Origin of the sequence: Bacillus sp. UNC125MFCrub1.1, from assembly GCF_000701305.1 — a bacterium.
In the GTDB taxonomy this organism is placed as follows: Bacteria; Bacillota; Bacilli; order Bacillales; family Bacillaceae; genus Bacillus; species Bacillus altitudinis.
Genome location: NZ_JNIG01000010.1, coordinates 41,695 through 63,882 on the forward strand (window position 1 = coordinate 41,695; position 22,188 = coordinate 63,882).

24 protein-coding genes and 7 tRNA genes are annotated in these 22,188 nt (G+C 42.8%); 2 read left to right on the plus strand and 29 right to left on the minus strand.

All coding sequences use genetic code 11. The annotated features are described in order from the left end of the window. Window positions 1–132 precede the first annotated feature (132 nt). The 13 genes from N521_RS05575 to N521_RS05635 form a co-directional block, all read right to left on the minus strand. A tRNA-Leu gene (locus N521_RS05575) sits at window positions 133–216 on the minus strand. Between the two features lie 48 nt (window positions 217–264). Next, window positions 265–347 (minus strand) — tRNA-Leu (locus tag N521_RS05580). A 7-nt stretch (window positions 348–354) separates the two neighbouring features. Then, a tRNA-Lys gene (locus tag N521_RS05585) sits at window positions 355–430 on the minus strand. Between the two features lie 32 nt (window positions 431–462). Next, window positions 463–537 (minus strand) — tRNA-Gln (locus tag N521_RS05590). A 24-nt stretch (window positions 538–561) separates the two neighbouring features. After that, window positions 562–633 (minus strand) — tRNA-Glu (locus tag N521_RS05595). Between the two features lie 9 nt (window positions 634–642). Beyond that, window positions 643–733: transfer RNA gene (locus tag N521_RS05600), tRNA-Ser, on the minus strand. A gap of 4 nt (window positions 734–737) precedes the next feature. Beyond that, window positions 738–812, minus strand: a tRNA-Asn gene (locus tag N521_RS05605). 209 nt (window positions 813–1,021) lie between these two features. Next, the gene (locus N521_RS05610) at window positions 1,022–2,869 is read right to left on the minus strand and encodes a sigma-54-dependent Fis family transcriptional regulator (RefSeq protein ID WP_035390364.1); all 1,848 of its coding nucleotides are present in this window, start codon (window positions 2,867–2,869) and stop codon (window positions 1,022–1,024) included. 108 nt (window positions 2,870–2,977) lie between these two features. Beyond that, a complete protein-coding gene (gene lpdA / locus N521_RS05615; protein ID WP_035390366.1) occupies window positions 2,978–4,357 on the minus strand; it encodes a dihydrolipoyl dehydrogenase in 1,380 nt (459 codons plus the stop codon). Between the two features lie 18 nt (window positions 4,358–4,375). Beyond that, window positions 4,376–5,506, minus strand: coding sequence for a dihydrolipoamide acetyltransferase family protein (locus tag N521_RS05620; RefSeq protein WP_035390368.1), 1,131 nt, complete (start codon window positions 5,504–5,506; stop codon window positions 4,376–4,378). Between the two features lie 17 nt (window positions 5,507–5,523). Beyond that, window positions 5,524–6,561 (minus strand): alpha-ketoacid dehydrogenase subunit beta, encoded by a 1,038-nt coding sequence (locus tag N521_RS05625; protein WP_035390369.1) that lies wholly within the window; start codon window positions 6,559–6,561, stop codon window positions 5,524–5,526. A gap of 20 nt (window positions 6,562–6,581) precedes the next feature. Continuing rightward, entirely contained in the window at window positions 6,582–7,559 is a 978-nt protein-coding gene (locus N521_RS05630; RefSeq protein WP_035390370.1) for a thiamine pyrophosphate-dependent dehydrogenase E1 component subunit alpha, read from the minus strand. Between the two features lie 191 nt (window positions 7,560–7,750). Continuing rightward, window positions 7,751–8,224, minus strand: a complete 474-nt coding sequence (locus N521_RS05635) for a SprT family protein (protein WP_035390372.1) — start codon at window positions 8,222–8,224, stop codon at window positions 7,751–7,753. A 99-nt stretch (window positions 8,225–8,323) separates the two neighbouring features. Here N521_RS05635 and cmpA point away from each other — a divergent pair, with 99 nt between their 5' ends. Beyond that, the gene (gene cmpA / locus N521_RS19555) at window positions 8,324–8,458 is read left to right on the plus strand and encodes a cortex morphogenetic protein CmpA (protein WP_008346893.1); all 135 of its coding nucleotides are present in this window, start codon (window positions 8,324–8,326) and stop codon (window positions 8,456–8,458) included. Window positions 8,459–8,477: 19 nt separating this feature from the next. Here the strand turns inward: cmpA and N521_RS05640 are convergent, their stop codons facing one another. From N521_RS05640 to acpS, 14 genes are all read right to left on the minus strand, one after another. Beyond that, window positions 8,478–10,637 (minus strand): Tex family protein, encoded by a 2,160-nt coding sequence (locus tag N521_RS05640; RefSeq protein WP_035390374.1) that lies wholly within the window; start codon window positions 10,635–10,637, stop codon window positions 8,478–8,480. Window positions 10,638–10,713: 76 nt separating this feature from the next. Continuing rightward, entirely contained in the window at window positions 10,714–11,313 is a 600-nt protein-coding gene (locus N521_RS05645) for a PP2C family serine/threonine-protein phosphatase (RefSeq protein ID WP_008346897.1), read from the minus strand. Continuing rightward, complete coding sequence (gene sigB, locus N521_RS05650) at window positions 11,313–12,101, minus strand: RNA polymerase sigma factor SigB (protein WP_012009000.1); 789 nt, start codon at window positions 12,099–12,101, stop codon at window positions 11,313–11,315. Before sigB ends, N521_RS05645 begins: the two co-directional genes overlap by 1 nt. Then, the gene (rsbW, locus tag N521_RS05655) at window positions 12,067–12,555 is read right to left on the minus strand and encodes an anti-sigma B factor RsbW (RefSeq protein WP_007496471.1); all 489 of its coding nucleotides are present in this window, start codon (window positions 12,553–12,555) and stop codon (window positions 12,067–12,069) included. Before rsbW ends, sigB begins: the two co-directional genes overlap by 35 nt. Then, on the minus strand, window positions 12,552–12,881 hold the full coding sequence (locus N521_RS05660) for an anti-sigma factor antagonist (RefSeq protein WP_008346902.1): 330 nt from the start codon (window positions 12,879–12,881) through the stop codon (window positions 12,552–12,554). Before N521_RS05660 ends, rsbW begins: the two co-directional genes overlap by 4 nt. A 59-nt stretch (window positions 12,882–12,940) precedes the next feature. Continuing rightward, window positions 12,941–13,948 carry a PP2C family protein-serine/threonine phosphatase gene (locus tag N521_RS05665; protein ID WP_008346904.1) on the minus strand — a complete coding sequence of 336 codons (1,008 nt, stop codon included), beginning with the start codon at window positions 13,946–13,948 and terminating at the stop codon, window positions 12,941–12,943. 10 nt (window positions 13,949–13,958) lie between these two features. Further along, window positions 13,959–14,360, minus strand: a complete 402-nt coding sequence (locus N521_RS05670; protein ID WP_003214085.1) for an anti-sigma regulatory factor — start codon at window positions 14,358–14,360, stop codon at window positions 13,959–13,961. A 2-nt stretch (window positions 14,361–14,362) separates the two neighbouring features. Beyond that, a complete protein-coding gene (gene rsbS / locus N521_RS05675) occupies window positions 14,363–14,731 on the minus strand; it encodes an RsbT antagonist protein RsbS (protein ID WP_003214235.1) in 369 nt (122 codons plus the stop codon). Window positions 14,732–14,735: 4 nt separating this feature from the next. Continuing rightward, on the minus strand, window positions 14,736–15,566 hold the full coding sequence (locus N521_RS05680) for an RsbT co-antagonist protein RsbRA (RefSeq protein WP_007496484.1): 831 nt from the start codon (window positions 15,564–15,566) through the stop codon (window positions 14,736–14,738). Window positions 15,567–15,680: 114 nt separating this feature from the next. Continuing rightward, window positions 15,681–16,031: a type II toxin-antitoxin system endoribonuclease NdoA gene (gene ndoA, locus N521_RS05685; RefSeq protein WP_003214169.1), complete on the minus strand. Its 351-nt coding sequence runs from the start codon at window positions 16,029–16,031 to the stop codon at window positions 15,681–15,683. A gap of 4 nt (window positions 16,032–16,035) precedes the next feature. After that, complete coding sequence (locus N521_RS05690) at window positions 16,036–16,317, minus strand: hypothetical protein (protein ID WP_003214273.1); 282 nt, start codon at window positions 16,315–16,317, stop codon at window positions 16,036–16,038. 293 nt (window positions 16,318–16,610) lie between these two features. Next, a complete protein-coding gene (gene alr, locus N521_RS05695) occupies window positions 16,611–17,792 on the minus strand; it encodes an alanine racemase (RefSeq protein WP_035390379.1) in 1,182 nt (393 codons plus the stop codon). 128 nt (window positions 17,793–17,920) lie between these two features. Continuing rightward, window positions 17,921–18,937: an outer membrane lipoprotein-sorting protein gene (locus tag N521_RS05700; RefSeq protein WP_007496489.1), complete on the minus strand. Its 1,017-nt coding sequence runs from the start codon at window positions 18,935–18,937 to the stop codon at window positions 17,921–17,923. A 160-nt stretch (window positions 18,938–19,097) separates the two neighbouring features. Next, the gene (gene acpS / locus N521_RS05705) at window positions 19,098–19,463 is read right to left on the minus strand and encodes a holo-ACP synthase (RefSeq protein WP_017358398.1); all 366 of its coding nucleotides are present in this window, start codon (window positions 19,461–19,463) and stop codon (window positions 19,098–19,100) included. Window positions 19,464–19,557: 94 nt separating this feature from the next. Between acpS and N521_RS05710 the strand changes: the two genes are divergently transcribed. Next, entirely contained in the window at window positions 19,558–20,163 is a 606-nt protein-coding gene (locus N521_RS05710) for a rhomboid family intramembrane serine protease (RefSeq protein ID WP_007496491.1), read from the plus strand. A gap of 56 nt (window positions 20,164–20,219) precedes the next feature. On the opposite strand, the gene N521_RS05715 is transcribed toward N521_RS05710, so the two are convergent. Both N521_RS05715 and N521_RS05720 read right to left on the minus strand, forming a co-directional pair. Continuing rightward, window positions 20,220–21,716, minus strand: coding sequence for a PH domain-containing protein (locus N521_RS05715; protein ID WP_017358399.1), 1,497 nt, complete (start codon window positions 21,714–21,716; stop codon window positions 20,220–20,222). Next, window positions 21,706–22,185 carry a PH domain-containing protein gene (locus N521_RS05720; RefSeq protein ID WP_008346922.1) on the minus strand — a complete coding sequence of 160 codons (480 nt, stop codon included), beginning with the start codon at window positions 22,183–22,185 and terminating at the stop codon, window positions 21,706–21,708. Before N521_RS05720 ends, N521_RS05715 begins: the two co-directional genes overlap by 11 nt. Between the last annotated feature and the right edge of the window lie 3 nt (window positions 22,186–22,188).

Genomic DNA, 22,188 nt, shown 5'->3' on the forward strand with positions numbered 1-22,188 from the left:
TCAACATTTTATCACAATTTGAGCAATATTCTTCGTTTCACAGAACTTGATATTATCGTAATGCCATAGATAATGGTTCTATCACTTCGAAAATATAAAAAACCAAAGGTCTATAACCTTTGGTTTCTTAGATGCGGCCGAGAGGACTTGAACCTCCACGGGTTATTCACCCACTAGGCCCTCAACCTAGCGCGTCTGCCATTCCGCCACGACCGCGTGTATGATGTGCTCATATATTCATAAGTGCACTGTTTGAAAAAACAATGCGGGTGAAGGGACTTGAACCCCCACGTCATAAAGACACTAGATCCTAAGTCTAGCGCGTCTGCCAATTCCGCCACACCCGCGTGACAATGGTGAGCCATGAAGGACTCGAACCTTCGACCCTCTGATTAAAAGTCAGATGCTCTACCAACTGAGCTAATGGCTCATCTGCTATGCAGAAAAACATATATATAAAAATGGCTGGGCTAGCTGGATTCGAACCAACGCATGACGGAGTCAAAGTCCGTTGCCTTACCGCTTGGCTATAGCCCAACGAATCAACATAAAAAGAAAACATGACCCGTACGGGATTCGAACCCGTGTTACCGCCGTGAAAGGGCGGTGTCTTAACCGCTTGACCAACGGGCCATATGATAATGGCGGAGAAGGAGGGATTTGAACCCTCGCGCCGCTTGCGCGACCTACACCCTTAGCAGGGGCGCCTCTTCAGCCACTTGAGTACTTCTCCATTATGGCTCCGCAGGTAGGACTCGAACCTACGACCGATCGGTTAACAGCCGATAGCTCTACCACTGAGCTACTGCGGAATAATAAGACATGTTTCATTATATCTATGCCAGAAAAATGTGTCAAGAATTTTTAAACGTTTCATTCCTGCTCCATTTGCGACGGCTTTTATAATTTAACATATACTAATATAACAGTCAAGCCTTTTTCCATGCCATTTGTTTAACTTGGCAGAAAGCCCCCGACCTCCACGTAGACCAAGGGCCTTGATGCAGCCTTCCTCATAAGATTAAGACAGATGAAACTTTCGCATCCACTTATAAAAAGTACTTCTTGGCACTCCTGCTAACCTCGCTGCTTCTGACACATGACCTTTTGTTTTATGCAGTGCGTCTATCACTGTTTGCTTTTGAATGCGTTCCCTGAATGTGAGTTCTTTTGACGTCTCGGGTTGCTCTGCTGGATGCAGCTTCTGTTTTTTCTGATCAATCGTCTCTAATACTGAAGCATATTGCGATTCACCAATCCATCCACCTTTCGGAAAGAGGACCCTTAGATGTTCAAACAGGTTAAAAAGCTCTCGTATATTCCCTGGCCAATGATACGCCTGTAATTTCCGAAAAAATGATTCAGGAAACGCTGCATTCCAGTGATGCTTCTTTTGGTAATAACGATACAAATCATGAATGTCTTCTTTTCTTTCTCTAAGCGGCGGGATATTGATCGGATAGACATGAAGACGGTAATACAAGTCTTCTCGTATTTTTCCTTCCTTCAGCAGTTCGTTCATATTACGGTGAGTCGCTGTAATGATTCGAATATCCAAAGGGATTTCGTGTGTCCCGCCGAGCGGTACGACTGCCCTTTCTTCTATCACCCTAAGAAGCGCTACTTGCATCGCATATGGGATTTCGCCTATTTCATCTAGAAAGAGTGTTCCTTTATGGGCTTGTTCAAATTTCCCTTTAGCTCCGTGACGTTTTGCTCCTGTAAAAGCACCTTCAGCATAGCCAAACAGCTCACTTTCTAACAGGCTTTCAGGAATGGCTCCGCAATTAACAGCAATGAACGGCCCTTTATGCCTTTCACTGGCGGAGTGAATGGCTCTAGCGGCGAGTTCCTTCCCTGTCCCTGTTTCTCCCCAAATATACACATGAGCATCTGTTTGTGCCGCTCTCTTCATCTCACTAAGCGTCTGTTGAAATACCTTACTTGTTCCTGATTCCCCGGGAAATTGAGCAAAAGAAACGGTCATGCTGCTTTTCGCTGCGTCTTCAAGAGAAAGGGATATACCTAGCACCATCCCGTCTTGCTCTGATTGAATGATCTCCTTTCCCCGAATAACAAATGAATGATCCTTAAGCCGCTCAACATCCATTCCATGCCAGTCTGAAAATCGATCTCTAATCGACCTGCTGGCAGACACAATTTGCTTTTTTTCATTACAGACCACATACGGTTCATCTGCTTCCACCTGCTGGAGACAATGAGTGATCAGCTCCATCTCTCTCCTTTTTTGCTGGACTTGAATTTCTCTCTCTATGGCATAAGCAACCGTTGAAGCCATTCCAAGCATAAAAGGGTGCTTGTTATCCGTCATACAGGAGATGTCAATCACCCCTATGATTGTACCGTCCGCATCGCGAATTGGAGCAGCTGAACAACTCCAATGATGAGAGGCGATAGAAAAATGCTCCGTTCCGTTGATCGTCACCGCTTCTCCGATGACGAGTGCCGTTCCGATCGCATTTGTCCCTACATCTGTTTCAGTCCAGCGTGAACCCTCCATAAAATTAATTCTTCTGGCTTCCACCATCGTTCTTTCGCTTCCTGTCAGACTTAGCACATAACCATCTGCATCAATGAGTAAGGCCAGCATATCAGAATCTTTTAATTGCTGATTGATTTTATTTAAGTAAGGAAGAGCCGCATTTAGGAATAATGAATATTTCTTTTTTTGGGCACTGAATCGTTCCTTTTCTAACAACGACTGTCCTTTATCTAAATACGGATTCACATTTGCCTGTTTACACCTGTGCCATGATTCTGCCACTCTCTTATTCAGACGAGACTGATCAAGCAAACCTTCACGAACAAAACGTTTCCACGTATTTAAATAACAAGGCGTCGGATTCATTCCATCCTCTCCTCTGGGGGCTTTTTATTCATTATAGATAAACATAAAAGCGCTTTCAATTATCATTGGCTAACCCAAGAAGTCAATTGGATAGAAAAGGAGTCTTTTTCAGCAGTGCACCGCTCGGCCAATCGTTTGCAACAAGGCTTCGTGTATTGCCTCTGACAGTGTCGGATGTGCCGCAATAAACTGCTCTAATGTATCAGCGGTCAACTCTGCATGCATCATCACCGCCGCTTGTCCAATCATTTCTGTTGCATTCGGTCCAATGATTGAAACGCCTAATATTTCTTGATATTGCGGCTCTACAATGACCTTTACGTGACCGGCTGGTTGATTTAAGATTAATGCTTTTCCATTTGCAGAAAATGCACATGTCCCTATCCGAATCTCCTCATATTGTTTTCTAGCACTCTCTTCATTTAAACCAACACTCGCGATTTCTGGAGAGGTGTAGATGCACCTCGGAATCACTTGTTCATTGACCTTTAGATGTTCACCTGATGCATGGGAAGCCGCAACTGTCCCTTCATGAAAGGCAGTATGAGCAAGCTGGACCCCACCTGTCACATCACCGCACGCATAAATATGCGGGAGATTGGTTTGCATATGTTCATTGACGTAGATTCCGTTTCTATCAAATTCAATTCCAATCTGATCAAGATTCAACTCTCCAAGTTGCGGAGTTCTGCCAATCGCCACTAAGCAAAGATCCGACTGGATGTCACAACGTTCTCCTTGATTATTCTCCACCACTACTTTTCTTGAAGAGGAATCAAGCTGTTTGACTGCGGCGGACGTCAAAATGTTTACACCCGTTTCTTCGAGTTGCTCGTGAAGACATTGTGCTGTATCACGATCTTCTTCTGGTAAAATGTGCACTGCCCGTTCAACCATGACAACCTTTGATCCCATTCTGCTAAAGATGCTCGCAAACTCACAGCCAATCACCCCGCCCCCAATGATACAAAGTGAATCTGGGATCGAAGAAAGTGACATGGCGTCCTTGCTGTGAATGATCCATTCGCCATCAAAAGGTGCAAACGGTAAAGCCGCAGGCACAGCCCCTGTTGCAATAATGATTTGTTTTGCTTGAATGATTTCAGACTTCCCTTCACTTTCTATGAATAGCTCATGTGCTGATAGAAATGAAGCCTTCCCATTTACCACAGTAATTTTGTTTTTATTCATCAAGTAACGAACACCATCAGTGAGCTGCTTGACGACAGACTGTTTCCGCTTTTGGACAGCATTCCATTGAATGATAGGCTCATGTTCTGGAAGCTCAATCCCAAAATGTCCAGCCGATTTCACATGCTCATACATATCGGCGCTTTGCAAAAGTGCTTTGGTCGGGATACAGCCGTCATTGAGGCAGGTACCTCCCAGCTGACCTTGATCAATTAACACAACCTCTCTGCCAAAACGGGCGGCTGTTATGGCCGCCACATAACCTGCTGGTCCGCCTCCTATAATGACCAGTGTCATGGTACATTCACCTTCTTTCTATAAAAGAATGGATATTGGTTCTTCTAAGTGTGCTTTAACCGTTGATAAAAATGCAGATGCAGGTGCCCCGTCCAGCACGCGGTGATCGAACGTAAGACTGAGTGGCAGGATGGTCCCTTTGCACAATTCATCCTCTCGATAAACAGGGGTGTTATACATTGTGCCGACGCCAAGGATCCCCGCTTCCGGCGGATTCAAAATTGGTGTGAAATGCTCTACACCATACGCTCCAAGATTGGTGATGGTAAAGGTAGAACCTTTGATTTCGTCATGTAGAAGCTTTCCTTCACGTGCTTTTTTACCATACAATTTAATGCCCTTCGCCAGCTCTATCAGCGTTAACCGCTCCGCATGCCGAATGACCGGTACAGCCAATCCGTTATCTAACGCAGCAGCAATCCCAAGATGAACATTCTCAAAGGTTTCGACAACTCCGTTATGATATTGACTGTTCATCGCAGGATGTTCTAACAACGATAGGATCGCTGCTTTGGCTACAAAATCGGTGATGGTCAACTTTGTCTCGTAACGTGCGATGGCTGTTTCATTCAGCTGTTGTTGTAAGTTTGTCAGTTTTGTCACGTCCGCTTTCATCGTAATGGTTAATTGTGCACTTGTTTGCAGGCTTTCCATCATTCTTGAGGCAATTGTTTTCCGCATCATGTTAATAGGCTGTTGCACTGTCTCGTTTTGTTTCTTCTCTTTCCGTTCAGGAAGTGCACGAAGCACATCCTCTTTTGTAATTCTTCCACCTGGTCCTGTCCCCACTAGCATATCAATGTCTAGGTTTGCACTATTCGCCATTTTACGGGCAACAGGGGAGATTTTTTTTCTCTCTTTCTTTGGTTTTGACTGGATTTCTTTTTCTTTCTTTCTCTCCACCTGTTCATTTCCTTCACCGATATAACAGATGACCGTGCCAGGCGGTACACCTTCTCCCTCAGGTACTTTTATATCCAATATGGTTCCTTCAGCAGGTGATTCAATCTCCATTTCAATTTTTTCGGAGTTGATGCTTGCAATGCTTTCTCCTTTATTTACGGTCTCACCGACCTCTTTATTCCAGACAGATACCGTTCCTTCTTTCATCGACATGCCCAATTTAGGCATCACAACTTCGACAGCCATCTCCCTCTCTCCTTTCTCTAGTTCAAGATCTTGTCCTGACTCTTGCCAATCATCTCTAATACGGTGTTCACAACTTTATCAGGTGTTGGAAGATATATATCTTCAAGAGGTGGTGAAAATGGCACCGGTGTATGAGGAGCCGTCACTTTTTTGATTGGTGCGTCCAGTAAATCAAATCCTTTATCTGCAATCAAAGAAGAGATATCTGCGGCAATTCCGCATCTTGGATTTGCTTCATCGACAATGACAAGTCGATTTGTTTTTTCTACTGAAGTCAGAATGGCCTCCTCATCGAGCGGCGACAAGCTTCTTGGATCAATTACTTCCGCTTCAATACCTTGAGCAGACAATTGCTCTGCCGCTTCGAGTGCTGTATACACTTGTTTGCCCACTGCAAAGATGGTTACATCAGATCCCTCTCTCTTCACATCTGCTTGACCAAGCGGCAATGTGTAATACCTCTCCGGCACATCTCCTGTGATATTGTAAAGCGTCTTGTCTTCAAAAAAGATGACAGGGTCCTGATCCTCGATGGCTGCCAGCAGCAGCCCTTTGGCATCATAAGGTGAAGAAGGTACAACTACTTTCAATCCAGGGATACTTGTAAATAGTGCATACAAACTTTGCGAATGCTGGGCAGCTGCTCTAAAACCCGCCCCATGTGTCGTTCTAATCGTGATAGGCACCTCTGCTTTTCCGCCAAACATGTATCGAAATTTTGCGCCTTGGTTCAGCACTTGGTCCAAACAAGTACCGATAAAATCATTAAACATAAGCTCCGCAATTGGTCTTAATCCTGTTGAAGCAGCAGCCATGGCCGCACCTATATAGCCAGCTTCACTAATCGGTGTATCAAGGACACGTTCACGCCCAAATTCCTGAACAATCCCTTTTGTTACACCAAGAACACCGCCCCATGCTTCATCATCCTGTAAGTGATCTACATGAGCACCTCCCGCAACATCTTCCCCCATTAAAATGACATCTTCGTCTCTTCTCATTGCCAGTTTAATCGCTTCATTCAAAGCACTAGACATGCTGATTTCTCTTGTCATTTTCCTCTCCCCTTTCTGATTTATTGATACGAAACATATACGTCGGTCAGTAATTCGGATTGATCTGGATATTCACTTTCTTCACTGAATCTCACGGCTTCATCTATCGCTTCTGCTACAGACGCTTCAATACTTGATATTTCTTGATCCGTTAGCAGCTGCTGCTTTAATAATTCATTTTTAAAAAGAGTGATGGCGTCTTTCTCTTCTTGATGTTCGGTTTTTTCTTGATTGGTTTTGTAGCGCTGAGCGTCTCCTTCAAAATGACCATAATTCCGATATGTCATGCATTCAATCAATGTCGGACCTTCTCCATTTTTTGCTCGTTCTATAGCTTGTTCTGCTGCTTGATAAACGGCTGTCACATCTTTTCCATCCACTTGAATACCCGGAATACCATAACTGGCGGCTCGATCCACAATCGATTTGCAGCTTGAAGCATACGAAAATGGCGTCGCTTCCCCGTAACCATTGTTTTCTGCGATGAAAATGACTGGCAGTTTCCAGATGGCAGCGAGATTGATTCCTTCGTGAAAAGTCCCTTGATTGTTAGCACCATCCCCAAAAAAGCAAACGCTTACATTATTTTTCTTTTTATATTTAGCCGTGAGGGCTGCCCCGCACGCAAGTGGAAAGCCGCCTCCAACAATCCCGTTGGCACCGAGCATTCCTTTATCAAAATCTGCAATGTGCATAGATCCACCTTTACCTTTACAAAGACCTGTGGCTTTTCCATAGATTTCTGCCATCATTCCTTTTAGATCACAGCCCTTGGCGATACAATGACCGTGGCCACGATGTGTACTTGTAATACTGTCTTGTTCATTCAGATGAGCGCAGACTCCTACAGCAACAGCTTCTTCACCAGCATAAAGATGGACAAAACCTGGCAAGATCCCCTTTGTAAAAAGCGTGTGTACTTGATCTTCAAATTGGCGAATTTCCTGCATTTTTTGATACATCCAAACGGCTTTTTCTTTTGTAAGTGCCATTTCCATGTTAAAACCTCCTATCTTTTTTGCTTGCACTTCTATACAAGCAAAAAGCGTGCCAACATCATGGCGCTTGAAAGCTTAGGATTTGAGCGATTCACATCGATCAAAAAGAGACAAAATGAGACTCACGTCTCTATTTGTCTCAATATGTCTACTTCATCTCACAAAAAAAGCATCCCATAAAGGAATGCATATCACTCTGAACCGATTATACGCTGCCATTTTAATTTTCCTTTGCAGACGCCGCACACATAACGAGAGGTATCAACTCGCCTTTTCCTGATAAAATACTGACCGCATCCTGTGCAAACATATTCTTGTCGCTTCTGTCCACGTCGTTTATTTTGTACGGTCTTTAGCGCTGTACAAAAACGCGGGGCTCCTACTTGTTTTAATAACTCTTTAAAGGAACGGTCACGATGCTGATAGCCTTTTCCCTCAAGATGCAGATGATAATGACACAGCTCATGCTTGATGATCCCGATTAATTCTTCTCGTCCATGTTCTTCTAGGTATCGGCGGTTCAATTCGATATTGTGTGTTCCAAGTAAATATCTCCCGCCTGTCGTTTTTAAACGGGGATTAAAAACAGCCTGATGGCGAAACGCCTTACCAAAGAACTGCTCTGAAATGTCTTCTGTTAACTGCTGTAACTCTCTCTCGTTCAATCAAGATCGTTCCTTTCTATAAAAACCTCGAACGGGACAATTTCCCCTTTGCATACATTGAAGGTACACCCACTGTTTTGATCAAAGGAGGAATGGGCGATGCCCAACTGGCTGAAAAATCAGATGCAGAAAGCATTTTATGAGAAAAATCATTATCAAATCAAATTGCTCAATCAATGCTGGTACTTCTATAGAAAAAAACATTCAGTCACATCAAGGCACACCCCGTCCTAAGGTGCGCCTCGTTTTTTATTTAATCTGGTTTTAGCATCGAAAGAGCCACTCTGCCTTTTGCCTGGTCAACGGAGTCTACCCAAACGGTCACAATATCACCGACTGATACGACGTCAAGTGGATGCTTCACAAAGCGATTGCTTAGCTTGGAAATGTGGACAAGACCATCCTGTTTTACGCCAATATCAACGAATGCGCCGAAGTCTACGACGTTTCTCACCGTTCCTTGTAGCTCCATCCCTTGCTTCAAGTCCTCCAATTTCAACACATCCGTTTTCAAAAGAGGTTTCGGTACTTCATCGCGCGGATCACGCTCAGGCCTTGTGAGCTGATCAATGATATCTTGAAGGGTGATTGAACCAATTTCAAGCTGTTCTGCTGCTTCGTCCAGCTTCACCCCTGCAATTTTCTCTTTTAACTGTTCTGTTCCAAGATCGTCTGGCGTCATGTTGATCATGCGTAAGAACTGTTTTGTTTCTTTATAGCTTTCAGGGTGAATACCCGTGCGATCAAGTGGATCTTGTCCGTCTGTGATGCGCAGGAAGCCGATACACTGCTCATAAGTCTTTGCACCAAGCCTTGGGATATCCTTCAGCTCTTTTCTGCTTGTGAATCTCCCAATCTCTTCGCGGCGCTTGACGATGTTCCCTGCGACGGCTTTTGAAAGACCTGACACATATTGCAGCAGTGCCTGTGAAGCTGTATTAACGTTCACACCGACTTGGTTAACAACCGTTTCTACCACAAAGGTTAACGAGCTGTTTAATTGCTTTTGACTCACATCGTGCTGGTATTGTCCTACACCGACAGATTTTGGATCTATTTTTACGAGCTCTGCTAATGGATCTTGTAATCTTCGAGCAATGGATATAGCGCTTCGTTCTTCGACTTGCAAGTCTGGAAACTCTTCTCTTGCCAGCGCAGATGCAGAGTATACACTTGCCCCTGCTTCATTCACGATCAAATATGAAACTGGCTGGTCCAGCTCTTGGATCAAGTCTGCGATGAATTGTTCGGTCTCTCTTGAGGCTGTTCCGTTTCCGATCGCAATGACTTCAATGTTGGATGATTGAATGATTTCTTTCACTTTTTGTTTGGCTTCCGCTTTTTTCTGCACAGGCGGGTGCGGATAAATGACGCCAATATGATGGACTTTTCCTGTATCATCCACGACGGCTAATTTACAGCCTGTACGAAACGCAGGGTCCACCCCAAGTACACGTTTCCCTTTCATCGGCGGTTGAAGAAGGAGCTTTCTTAAGTTTTCAGCGAAAATATGAATGGCTTGTTCCTCTGCTTTTTCTGTCAGCTCTTTTCGTATTTCCCGTTCAATTGATGGCTGAATCAGGCGTTTATATGCATCATCAATGGCCGCTTCAATATAAGGCCTCGCCGTCGTTTGCTTGCCTTTTAAGACTTGTTTATCGAGGTAGAAACGAATATTTTCAGCAGGTGGTTCGATGGCTGCTTTCAAAATCCCTTCTTTCTCACCTCGGTTGACCGCGAGTACACGATGAGGCACAATTTTTTTAATCGGCTCTTGATAGTCGTAATACATTTCATAGACGTTTTTCTCGTCGTTTTCAACGTCTTTTCCTGATGTGACAAGACTTCCCTTTTGGTACGTCTCACTGCGAATCCATTTCCGCATATCAGGATCATCCGCAAGCTGTTCAGCAATGATGTGCTGGGCGCCCTCTAGTGCTTCTTCTGCGGTTGTGACTTCTTTTTCTTCATTAATAAAAGCCGATGCTTTCTTTTTGATCTCATCGTTTGGCAGCTGCAGTAAATACTCCGCCAGCGGCTCAAGTCCTTTTGCTTTGGCTACATTTGCCTTCGTTTTTCGTTTTTGTTTAAATGGACGGTATAAATCTTCGACCTCTTGCAGCTTATGCGCCTGTTCGATCTTCTGTTTTAATTCATCTGTTAATTTGTCTTGTTCAGCGATTAAGCGAATCACTTCTTCTTTTCGGTTCGTGACATTTTGGATATATGTATAGCGCTCTGAAATGGTTTGAATTTGCACCTCATCCAGTGAGCCTGTCTGCTCTTTCCGATAACGGGCAATAAACGGGACGGTGTTGCCATCCTCTAAAAGCTTGATCACACTTTCAATTTGTTTTGTTGAAAGCTTTAATTCTGTCGCAATTTGTTTCAATAAAAAGTCAGATGTCTTCATACTTTGCATCCTCTCACTGTGTCTTCTCTTTTAGTGTATCAAAAAAACCGGCAAAACAGAAAAAAGGTCAGCTATTTCATGTAAGCTGACCAAGTACATAGGTGAGATCGTCCTTCTTGTCTTGTGTGTATGTTTCAAGTTGTTTGGCGATGTCTGCAACTGAATGGCTATGCTTTAAACACATTCGCATGTTTGGCACATTCAGTCCGTCGGAATACATAATGAATGTCGATCCTTTTTCGTAGGAATAGGTGTATGTTTTATATTTTCTAGGTTTACCTGATAGATATCCTGATGTCGGAAGTGGATAAATATAGTCGCCAGAAGGTGCATTCAAGATAAATCGGATATTGCCAACCGAACAATAGGTAAACTGCTGCTGGGAAAAATTCACCTTTAATATGGCTACAGTGGCCCCGCGTTTATTTTTCATGGCCTGATTGCATCTATCGATGAGGGTTGTTACATCCTCATGTCCATATTCTTCGACAATTTCGCTGACTAAAGAAGATGATTCATTGGCGAACTGGCCGCTGCCTAATCCGTCTGCTACAGCACAAATTAGTTCTTCATCATCTGCTTTAATAAAAAAACTGTCCCCGCAGCATGATTTTCCTTCTTTGTTTGATTGATAGATAATGGCGTTTACATGCTCATGCTGTTCGATCTGCTTCATTACCCTAGCTCCATAGACGCATCTTCTGACAATGCATCTCGTAGCTTTTTAACTGCCTTCCGCTGCAGCCTTGATACATGCATTTGAGATATGCCGAGTAAATCGCCTGTTTCTTTCTGGCTTTTATTTTGCAAATACGTGAGATTGATAATTTCTTTTTCTCTATCTGTCAGAACGTGAAGCACACTTTCAAGCATCATTTTTTGGTTTACACGTTCGTACCCTTCTTCTTGTGAGCCGACAACGTCTAAAATCGTCACAGTGCTTCCTTCAGAATCAGCCTCTACGCCTTGGTCAACAGACAGCGCTTGATAGCTTTTGCCCATCTCCATTGTTTCAAGAACTTCTTCTTCTGTTACATCTAGATATTCTGCAATTTCTTGTACTTTAGGTGACTTTTGCGTTTCCGTTGTCAGGTGATCAACTGCCATCTTGATTCTTGGTCCAAGCTCTTTAATTCGTCTTGGTACATGGACACTCCATGTTTTATCACGTAAAAAGCGTTTGATTTCCCCAATAATGGTTGGAATGGCAAATGCCTCAAATGATTTACCGACAAGTGGATCATAACGCTTAATTGCGCCGAGTAGACCAATCATTCCAACTTGTCTTAAATCCTCATGAAAGCTTTTTCCTTTGGAGTATTTCTTCGCGAGCATATCCACAAGGTTTGTATAACACTCAACTAGTGTCAGCTGCGCCTGCTCGTCTTGGTTGGATTGATAGCTTTGAATGAGGCGATCCACTTCATCTTTAGTTAGTTTCATAGTTTTGGATGGTTGTGTCATGGTCAACTCGCTCCCTGTTTAAAAACTTTGTCATTGCCACGGTAACTCCGGAGTTTGCTTGCACCTCGACTTCATCCATCAATGTTTGCATTAAGTATAAACCAAGACCTCCTTCTGCCAATTGATCCACCGTATGAGCAGATGTGTACGGCCCTAGGTCTTCCTGCTTTTGCTTAAAGTCAAAGCTACCGCCTTTATCAGCGACAATAATTTCTAGACGATCTTCATAGACAAGAAAGCGAACCGCTACCTCTCCATCTTCGCCATCTGCACCTTTATAGGCATGCTGAACTGCATTGGTACACGCCTCACTGACGGCAATTTTCAAGTCCTCAATCTCTTCGTAGGCATAGCCCATCCGGCTTGCAACGCCTGAAAGAGTCAGACGAATGATGCCTACGTATTCTGGTTTCGCCGGTATTTTCATCTCGATTAGATCTACTGATTCGTTCATTGTACCCCACCCTCTGACTTTGCAGAAATGTCAATGATGTCCTTTAGTCCAGTGATTTCAAACAATCTGACAAGCCGATCCGACAAGTTCTCAAGCTTTAATGATCCTCCTGCTTTTTGAGCCGCTTTGAACAGCCCAACAAACACACCTAAACCTGTACTATCCATGTAAGTAACATCTTTCAGACAAATGTCAAGATGCTCTCCTTTCTCTGCTTTGGGCATAAGGGTTTCTCTCAGCTCAGGAGCAGAGTACACATCGATTTCTCCGCTGACACTAATTTTCGTCTTATGATCTATTTGATGCTCTTTTACAGACATATTCATTATGCATTCACCTCGAAATTCTTGTTTCCTAAAGTTTTATATACCCGCATATTCACTTTCTAAACCTTTCTTTTAAGGACAAGTAAAGTAAAGTCATCGTGAAGCTGAAAATCTTGTAATTTGAGTAAGCTTGCATAGATAGCGTCGACCATTTCCTGTGCTGAATAGGAAAGATGCTCTGCTATGAGCGCTTTGATATCTTCGCGCTCTAAGAAGCCGTCCTCTGACTTGGATTCGGTGACCCCATCTGAAAATAAGATCACCATATCTCCTACGTCCAAATGCTGCTCATACTCCCTGTAATCAAAGTCTGGTGCGATTCCAAGGACAAGACCTTTTGCATCTAAATCGTAAAATTGATTCTCTTTTTTGCAATAGAAAAAGCCCGGCTCATGTCCAGCCGATGCGTACTTAAATTCATGTGTTTCTTTATTATAGCTGCCATAAAACATGGTGATAAACATGCTTGGGTCTACGTTTTGCTCGACCACACGATTAAGGGTTTTGAGCACTTTCGTTGGACCGCTGCCTGACTCTGGCAAGGAATCCATCGCATACTTAATCATCGACATACAGAGCGCAGCTGGAATGCCTTTCCCAATGACGTCTGCAATCGCGATATTGATTGTATCGTGATCTGTTACGAAATGGTAATAATCCCCACTCATCTGTTTTGCCGGCACACTGATGGCTCCGATATCAAATGTGTCTCCTTCTGGAATTTTCGTTTCCAGAAGGGTTTGCTGAACATTTGCAGCAATTTCAATTTCCGACTTAATTTCTTGCTGGATGCCTCTTAGTGTTAAATGCTCCTGGTAGGCAAGTCCGTATCCAATCATGACTTCAATTAAGAAGTCTAGTGAATGAAAGACATCTTCCGGCAAATCAGGGTAAAGCTCCTGAATCACTTTTCGGTGAACACTCACTATTTCTTCAGGAGGTATTTGATGCTCAATGGTTTTACGGCTAAATTTTTGAGCTTGATAAAGCGATGTTTCAGTTAAATCACTGATATAACGACTGAGCAGCTGATGATACCGCTGCTCCATTACCTCCTTAAAATCCATGGTTTCCCTCCTAGCGAAGCCACTTGACAGCTTGTATCTCAGTTCCTTGTTCTGGTGCGGAATCTAATTTAAATTCATCCATCAGTCTTCTGACGCCCGGCAAGCCTGCTCCGAGTCCGCCTGATGTAGAAAATCCGTCTTCCATTACTTTACGTATATCCATAATGCCAGGACCCTCATCGGCTGCGATGACTTTGAGTCCACGCTTTCCGCGCTCCATTACTTCTTCTATACAAATCTGACCTTTACCAGCGTATAAATAGATGTTACGAGCTAATTCTGAAATGGCCGTCGTAATTCTTGCTTGGTCAACTGTTCCAAAACCAAGTTCTTTTGCAACATTGCGCCCCAATTGTCTTGCTGCGACTATGTCCCATTCCGTCAATATTTTTACACAGGATTGGTCTTTCATATCTATTCCCCCAATTCCCGCTTCAGTGTCTCAAGCCCTTGTTCAAGATCTAGTGCTGTCTGAATTTCTTCCAGTGAAATGCCAAGTTCAATAAGCGTCACAGCGACTGCCGGTTGTATTCCTGTTAATACAACTTTTGCCCCCATGAGCTTGGACATGGTGATCACATCACCTAATACCTTGGCGATAAATGAATCAATCATATCGACGGATGTTAAGTCAATGACCACACCGTTTGCTCCTGTTTCATGAATTTTATTCAGCAAGTCTTCTTGAAAGTGAAGAGCTGTTTGATCATCAAGCTCCCACTGTATTGAAATCAGAAGACAATTATATAATTTTAAGATTGGAATCTTCGGGTGATTTCTCAATTGGTTATCCCTCCAATGAAACAATTTTTCGATTTGTCATTTCCAAAGCAGTTTGAATTCCTTTTTGAAGGGTATTCTTTGTTGTAACCTGAGATAAATCAATTCCAAGGTTAACGATCGTTTGGGCTATTTCTGGGCGAATACCGACAAGTAAACACTTCGCTCCTACTAATCTCACAGCCTCTGACGCTTGAATGATATGGTGGGCCACCATTGTGTCCACGACAGGTACACCCGTGATATCAATCAAGACGACCTGTGAGCGATGTTTGACGACACCATTAAGCAGGTTCTCCATAATTTTTTTCGCACGATCTGTATCAATTGTTCCAACAAGTGGCATGACGGTGATGTGCTCAAATACAGGGATTAGCGGGGCAGAAAGTTCCTGCAGCGCAATTTTTTGAAGGCTGACGGTTTTTTCCCATGAGATGGAATACTGGTTTAAGATCTCATTATGGATGGGTGTGATGAATCGATCGATTTGCCAGATGAGGTCATGACTTTCTTGTGTTGTATCTTTGTCATCGTTCATTTTTTCATATAAATGTGTACGGATTTCTGTTAGACCGTTTGCCAGTAACTTAAGTGATATACCCATTTGAACAATTTTTAAAGCAAAATTTTGCACTTTTTCTTCAAAATCCTCATGATCCCCCTCTGAAAGAGATGTAATGATGAGTTGAACATATTCCGAACAGATGGTTTCATACATTTTGTCGTTCAGCATCATGTCCGTTTCTTTTTCTCCGAGTCGTTTTAAAATGTCCGTCCACTCTTTTTCTAATTCCTTTTGGTGCTTTCTTGCAAAAGCTAACACGATATGATTCGACATGTTTTACCCCCTACTTACATTTAAAGCTCTTCTCTAGTCTTTCTTCATTATAACGTTAAAAAAAATTGAACACAAAAAAAGTTGCTCCCAGTAGAGCAACCAAGTATCACCATATTAAAAATCAATAAGAGCCAAACTAACTTGTAAGGCTTCATCAACCTTCTCCATCATCTCATCATCAAGATGTGTGATTTTATCTGTCAATCTTTGTTTATCGATCGTACGAATCTGTTCCAAAAGAATGACAGAATCTCGTTCAAAGCCGTAGCGCTTTGCATTAATTTCGACGTGAGTCGGTAATTTCGCTTTTTGTATTTGGGCTGTTATGGCTGCAACGATAGCAGTCGGGCTGAAGCGATTTCCAATGTCATTTTGAATCACCAATACCGGGCGAACCCCGCCCTGCTCGGAGCCAACAACAGGAGATAAATCAGCAAAGTAAACATCACCGCGTTTAACAATCAAATGTTTAACCCCCGCTGACTAATCGCTCAACTGTATTCTCAGCCTCAAATTCTGCGTATTGTGCCTCTGAAGAGATATTCAGATTAATTTTCGCCATCTCCATGTAGCCGCGTCTCATCGATTCACGATTTTGTCGAATATTACGTTCACGAATATACGTTTTTGTCGCTCGGTAGATCAATTCATTTCTTGTTACCTTATCCTGCTCTGCTACTCGTTCGATTTCAGACATCAAAGCCTCCGGCAGTCGAATCTTCATTTCGTTTGTTGCGCTGGATTCAGACAAAAAACATACACCTCCACAAAACTTACGGATACCGTTTCGATCCATTCCAAGACTAATCATACCATTATTCAATGCACAAGCAAAGCTGTTTTTTCATGATTTCTTATTAGAACATGAAGCGGCTCGCCACCCGTAAATCAAGATGATAATGGAGTTCCTCTTTCCCATTATACGCTTTTTTCCGAAAATCATACGGTATTTCCAAAATCTCTAAAAAAGGGAGAATGTTTATGATGCCTTTGTAGAATAAAAGAGAACGATGTCAGTTTGAACATCGTTCCCGTGGATGCTGTTTATAAAAAGCTTGGACCGCCTTGAAGCAGCGGATTTCGTACATGAACCCTTTCGCCGTCCTCTATATAGACTCTTGGGACGCGGTAGCCAACAGAACATGTGACTTCGTAGTTAATGGTTTCAAGCCGCTTGGCTATTTCATCGACGGATATCTTGTCTTCGCCTTGTGTCCCGATGAGCACGACTGGCTCCCCTGCCGGAATGTCCTTTTTCAAATCAACCATGAATTGATCCATGCACACCCTTCCAGCAATCTTTCGGCGTTTTCCGCCAACGAGCACTTCTGTTCCGGCAAGCTTCCTGATCCAGCCGTCTGCATACCCGATTGGAATCGTACCAATCCATGTATCTTGATTCGCTGTATAAGTTGCACCATAGCTCACGCTCTCACCCTTTTGAATGGGCTTTACATGTGCAAGTTTTGTATGAAGAGATAATGCTTCTTCCAGTTGAAACGGCAATTCATCCTTGATTTCTTCCGACGGCGACAGCCCGTACATACTGATGCCAAAACGAACCATATTAAATAAAGTGTCTTTAAACCTTAGACCTGCTGCACTGTTGGCGCAATGAATGAGCAGTTTGTCCGTATGAAGCGGTTGAAGCAATGTTTTAAACGTATCAACCTGCATACCGAAGTAGTTTTCATCTTTTTCATCCGCTGTGGCAAAGTGAGTAAATACTCCTTCCAGCTGTAAAAAAGAATGAGCGTGGACAAGCTCTTTTACTTCGCTCACCTGCTCGATTGTTTTCACACCTAACCGATTCATGCCGCTGTCGATTTTCAAGTGGAAACGAATGGGTTGTCCCATCTGCCCTTTCATCACTTTGACGACTTCTCTCAGCCAATCGATCGAGTAAGCGGTCATGATCACATTGTACCTGACTGCCACTTTGACATACTCTGACGGTACTGCGCCGAGCACAAGAATCGGGGCTTTGATGCCTTTATTTCTTAAAGAAATGGCTTCATCTAAAAAAGCGACGGCTAATAGGTCTGCTCCTGCTTCGAGGGCAGCTTTTGCCACTTCTATATCTCCATGTCCATATGCATTGGCTTTCACAACAGCCATTAGTTGGACGCTTTGACCAATATGGTCTTTCATATGTGAAACATTATGCTTGATTGCTGTTAAATCAATTTCTGCCCATGTGTCTCTATAAAAGGCATTTGTGTCCATTCATCACACTTCCCTATTGAATGATTCAATACTTCATTATGATACTAAAAATCCAGAATAATGTGAAACAACTCAAAGAAAATCAGCCCCTGTACAGGGCTGATTTGTTGTTATGTTAAGAATCTCGCCTATTTCGCTGACTGTCCTTCTACACTTTTGGCGACCATTAAGAGTTCTTCTTTCGATAAATCACTTGAAGAAATTAAGTAGTCAACTCCATCAGATGTCCAAGAAAGAGATTTGTCTGTCAGAACACCCACTGTCATGCCAAGATCGACTGGCTCGCCATTCATCGTCACAGGCGTAGACGCTTCTGCTACCCGCGCTTTTTCCTGAATGAGCGTGAAGGATTTCTTTCCGCCATACGTCATTACATACCGCTTCCCAGCATCTGTTGTCATTTCTTTCTCTTCCATTTTCTTCACGCCCTCTGGCATATCCACAGGCGTTTTCACAGCAAAGCTGTCAGATGGATCTGCACTTGTGGCAACATCCATTTGAGAAAGTGTCATATTTTTCTTCTCATCAAAGGCGTCTTTGTCAAAGGATTTGTTGAATTCAAAGTGAGAGAATTCTACTTTCACCATTGGCTTTTTATCGCTATCCAGTACTTTCACACTAGCAGGCGCCATTGTTTTTTTATGAAAGGTAATCTCTTGGGTCGGCAGCATTTGGTTGTGCTGATAGTTGGTTTTTGTTTCAAAAACGTACTTCGACTCTTTTGCTTTGAACTGAGCTGCACTGTCATTTTTAATGTCTTTCACAAGTGATTCAAATAAATACACCTGACTGCTGTTGTTCGGCCAATCACTATGGAAGCGGAAGCTTTTGTTTAATGAAGGTGTCAGCACAAATACACCATTGCCATTTCTTAAAATGACTTGACTCTGATCCTTCTTAGGATTTTCTAAATAGACACGGTAAAGCTCCGGCTTCTTGTACCAAATTTCCACATGGTATTCCTGCGGATCATTTCCTGTCTCAATGGTCATTTTTGCTTTGGCTTTGTATGATGTCATTTCCTCTGCCTTTTTGTTTAAATCTCCAACGATATCTTGTTGAGATTTTTGACCGCATGCGGAGAGAATCAATACAAAAAGGATCCCCGTTACAAGCAAAACAAAGCTTTTTCTCACCCTTTTCAACCCCTTCGTTAATTGTGTTAAAAGGAAGAAACCGCTTGTTTGACTTTAACAGTACGCCTCAAGAGTTAACTGCGTACCGCGAACCATCAAAGCCTGTTAGCAACTCGCCCTTCCTTATCGCACTACCCAATATATGAAGGGGGGACAAACAATATGCAGACTAGCTTGACAACCTTTCAATTAAAACTTGAGCTGCAGCATATTCTTTTGTGTGTGTAATGGATACATGAACGTAGTCTTCTTTTGTTTTCTCACTTTTGATGAGGGGTTTTCCGTTCGCATCTTTTTGTATCTCGATGTCGTGAAAGCTTATATACTGACCAATTCCCGTACCGTATGCTTTTGCGAATGCTTCTTTCGCCGCAAAACGCCCTGCCAGAAACTCCAGCTGTCTCTTTTCACTTAGTGTGTGAAAGACTTCCTGTTCACGTAAAGTCAAAATTCGTTCTGGTAAACGGGGCTGCCTGCTAAGAACTCGTGACAGCCGGCCGATCTCTACAATATCCATACCGATTCCTTTAATCATGAGGTACCTCCTATGATACTCGTACTAATTTGGATGTTCGCTTCATAAACGTGTTACTATAAACTTACCATTATCTAGTCAAAAGGGGTTTGTTATGTTTATTCGAACGGAGAGCTTTCAACAATTTATTAGATCGTATCCAATCGTAACAGCGATCCTTGCTTTGCAAATCGGCCTATGGCTTTTATTTGCGATCCCTATTCCAATGATCCAGCTTGGGCAGGACCATCTCGTTGGTTTTAATTATGGTGTTGCAGCAGGAGAATGGTGGCGGCTTTTAACGCCTATTTTTCTTCACGGAAGTCTAACACATATTCTGTTCAATTCCATGTCGCTCTTCCTATTCGCTCCAGCACTTGAGTATTTGCTTGGAAAGGTTCGATTTCTTGTGATTTATCTGGGTGCTGGATTCATTGGCAATCTCGGAACCTATTGGGTGGAGCCTTTAGAGTACGTACATGTCGGGGCTTCTGGTGCGATATTTGGTTTATTTGGCGTCTATCTTTATCTTGTCCTATTTAAACCGCATATGATGGACCGTGGTAATTCTCAGGTGATCTTAACGATTCTCGGCGTCTCTGTTATTATGACGTTCGTCAACTCGAACATCAACATCATGGCCCACTTATTTGGATTGATAGGCGGCATGATCCTAGCACCGATCACTCTATTCTTCCATTCAAAAAAACGACGCTATTAAGCTCATAAAAAATGTCGATCACTCCGTTTAATGGGAGCTGATCGACATTTTTTGGTTTAAGATGATTGATTCATTTCATAGGAATACCAATCGCATACACGTGCAGCATCTTCCTCTTCAAGGTGATGCACACCAAAAGAGTCAAGCAAGGCAGAGGACTTCACAAAGGTGTGAATACTTGCCACCCGCCCTTTCTTTTGAAAATAGGATTGGGTCATCGTATAGTTTTGCATTCGTTTTCTTAAAACAATTCCGGTGGTCTTGCCGATACCTCTTGTCGTTAATTGAATTAGTTGATCTTTGATCACATATCCTGATTGTTTATAGGCTAAATACCCAAAGAACAAGGCAAATGGTAATGGAATCAGCGCCAAATACCCCCATGGTGGAAAACGTACAGAAAGGATTATACCTACAAGTAATGGAACAAATCCGTAAGATATCAGATAACGTTTCAGTGAACGCTTCGGCACTTTTTTCAAATCACTTTCTGGTGCCAGCTGATATTGATCTGTAAATTGCGTTAACAATTCATTGATTTTTTTCTTCCGTATGAGTGGAAATAAGACAGAAGAGGTCTCTTTTTCTGTAATGGAACCTCCTGCGCTGACAAGCATGACCGTCGCAAAACCAAATGGTTCACGCAGAATATTTTCTTTGATTTTCACTGCTTGAATTCTCGCAAGCGGAATGGTCATTTGATGCCTTTCGATGAGTCCTCTTGTGATGATGATGTCTTTCCCTTTTCGTTTTGCGGTAAAATTCGCATATTGAAGGGCTGTTACCCCAACACTAAGAATCCAAGCAATCAATACGGCAATAAATATGAGAATCGCATAAATCTCAACACTCGCATGACTTAAAAAAGAAAACCGTTTGAGGAATCCGTCCAAAGGCAGAATTTCATCTATTTGTGTGTAAATGGCGAGACACCCAGAAATAATGACGCCGATTCCGCTTGAAGTGGTCGCAGCCAAAAGCAACTCAGGTATACCCATTCGGTAGGAAACACTGATTTCTTTTTCTACAGGCTGTTGCGCTGTCAGAGGATCAGGGAGATCTAAATTTTCGTCATTCATTTCTTCTTGTTGCAAGCTTTTCTTCCGGTTGAAAATCGATTGCTTTAATTGTTCAGCTTCTGCTTTTGTAATGGCCGTCAGGCTCACTTCAGGTCCATCCGTCCCGCCTGCCGTTTCGATTTGCACCCGAACCAAACCGAAAATACGCTGGAAGATGCCTTCACTTGTATTCACCGTTTGAATTCGTTCTAACGAGATATACTTTTTCTTTTTGGTGATGACACCTGATTCTACTCGAAATTCATCGTCTTCCATTCGGTAGGTGAATCGTCTCCATGCTAAAACGGTTGAAACAGCTTTCCATAAAAGAAGCACCCCAAGAATAATGAACGCATAAAAACGAATACTTGAATTCGAGTTCACAAAAATAAGCACGAAAAAAGGGATAATGAAGTTTTTGATCATGGATACGGCATCTGATATAAAATCAATGAACATCGAGATTGGATGTACACGTTTTGGTTCAGACATCATCTTCCGTCACCCTTGCTAATCGAGATATGTAATCGCGAAGCTCATCTGCCTCTTCTAATTCCAGTGCCGGAATATCATGCACTGTCGCAGCCGTAGAAATTTGAACAGATGCCAACCGGTAGCGCCTTAAAAGCGGCCCTTGAGATGTATCCACATGCTGAACACGTACCATTGGCACAATGACACGTGTGACACGAATCAATCCGTGCTGTATTTCAATTTCGTTCTCAAATACTTCATAGCGCCAGATGTGATGGCGGATTTTCGGTATGAGCCAGATTCCGAAGATGACCTGTAAAATCCACAAACCGATGAGGATGGCTCCAATCCAATATGGCCATTGAAAATAATAACTAGCTACAAATACCCCAATGATGATGAATAAGAAAATCAATGAGATAATTCCATTTTGAAGACGCCATACTTTTAATCCATTTAAGCTGATTTGACGTTGCGGCTGTTTTCTCACATT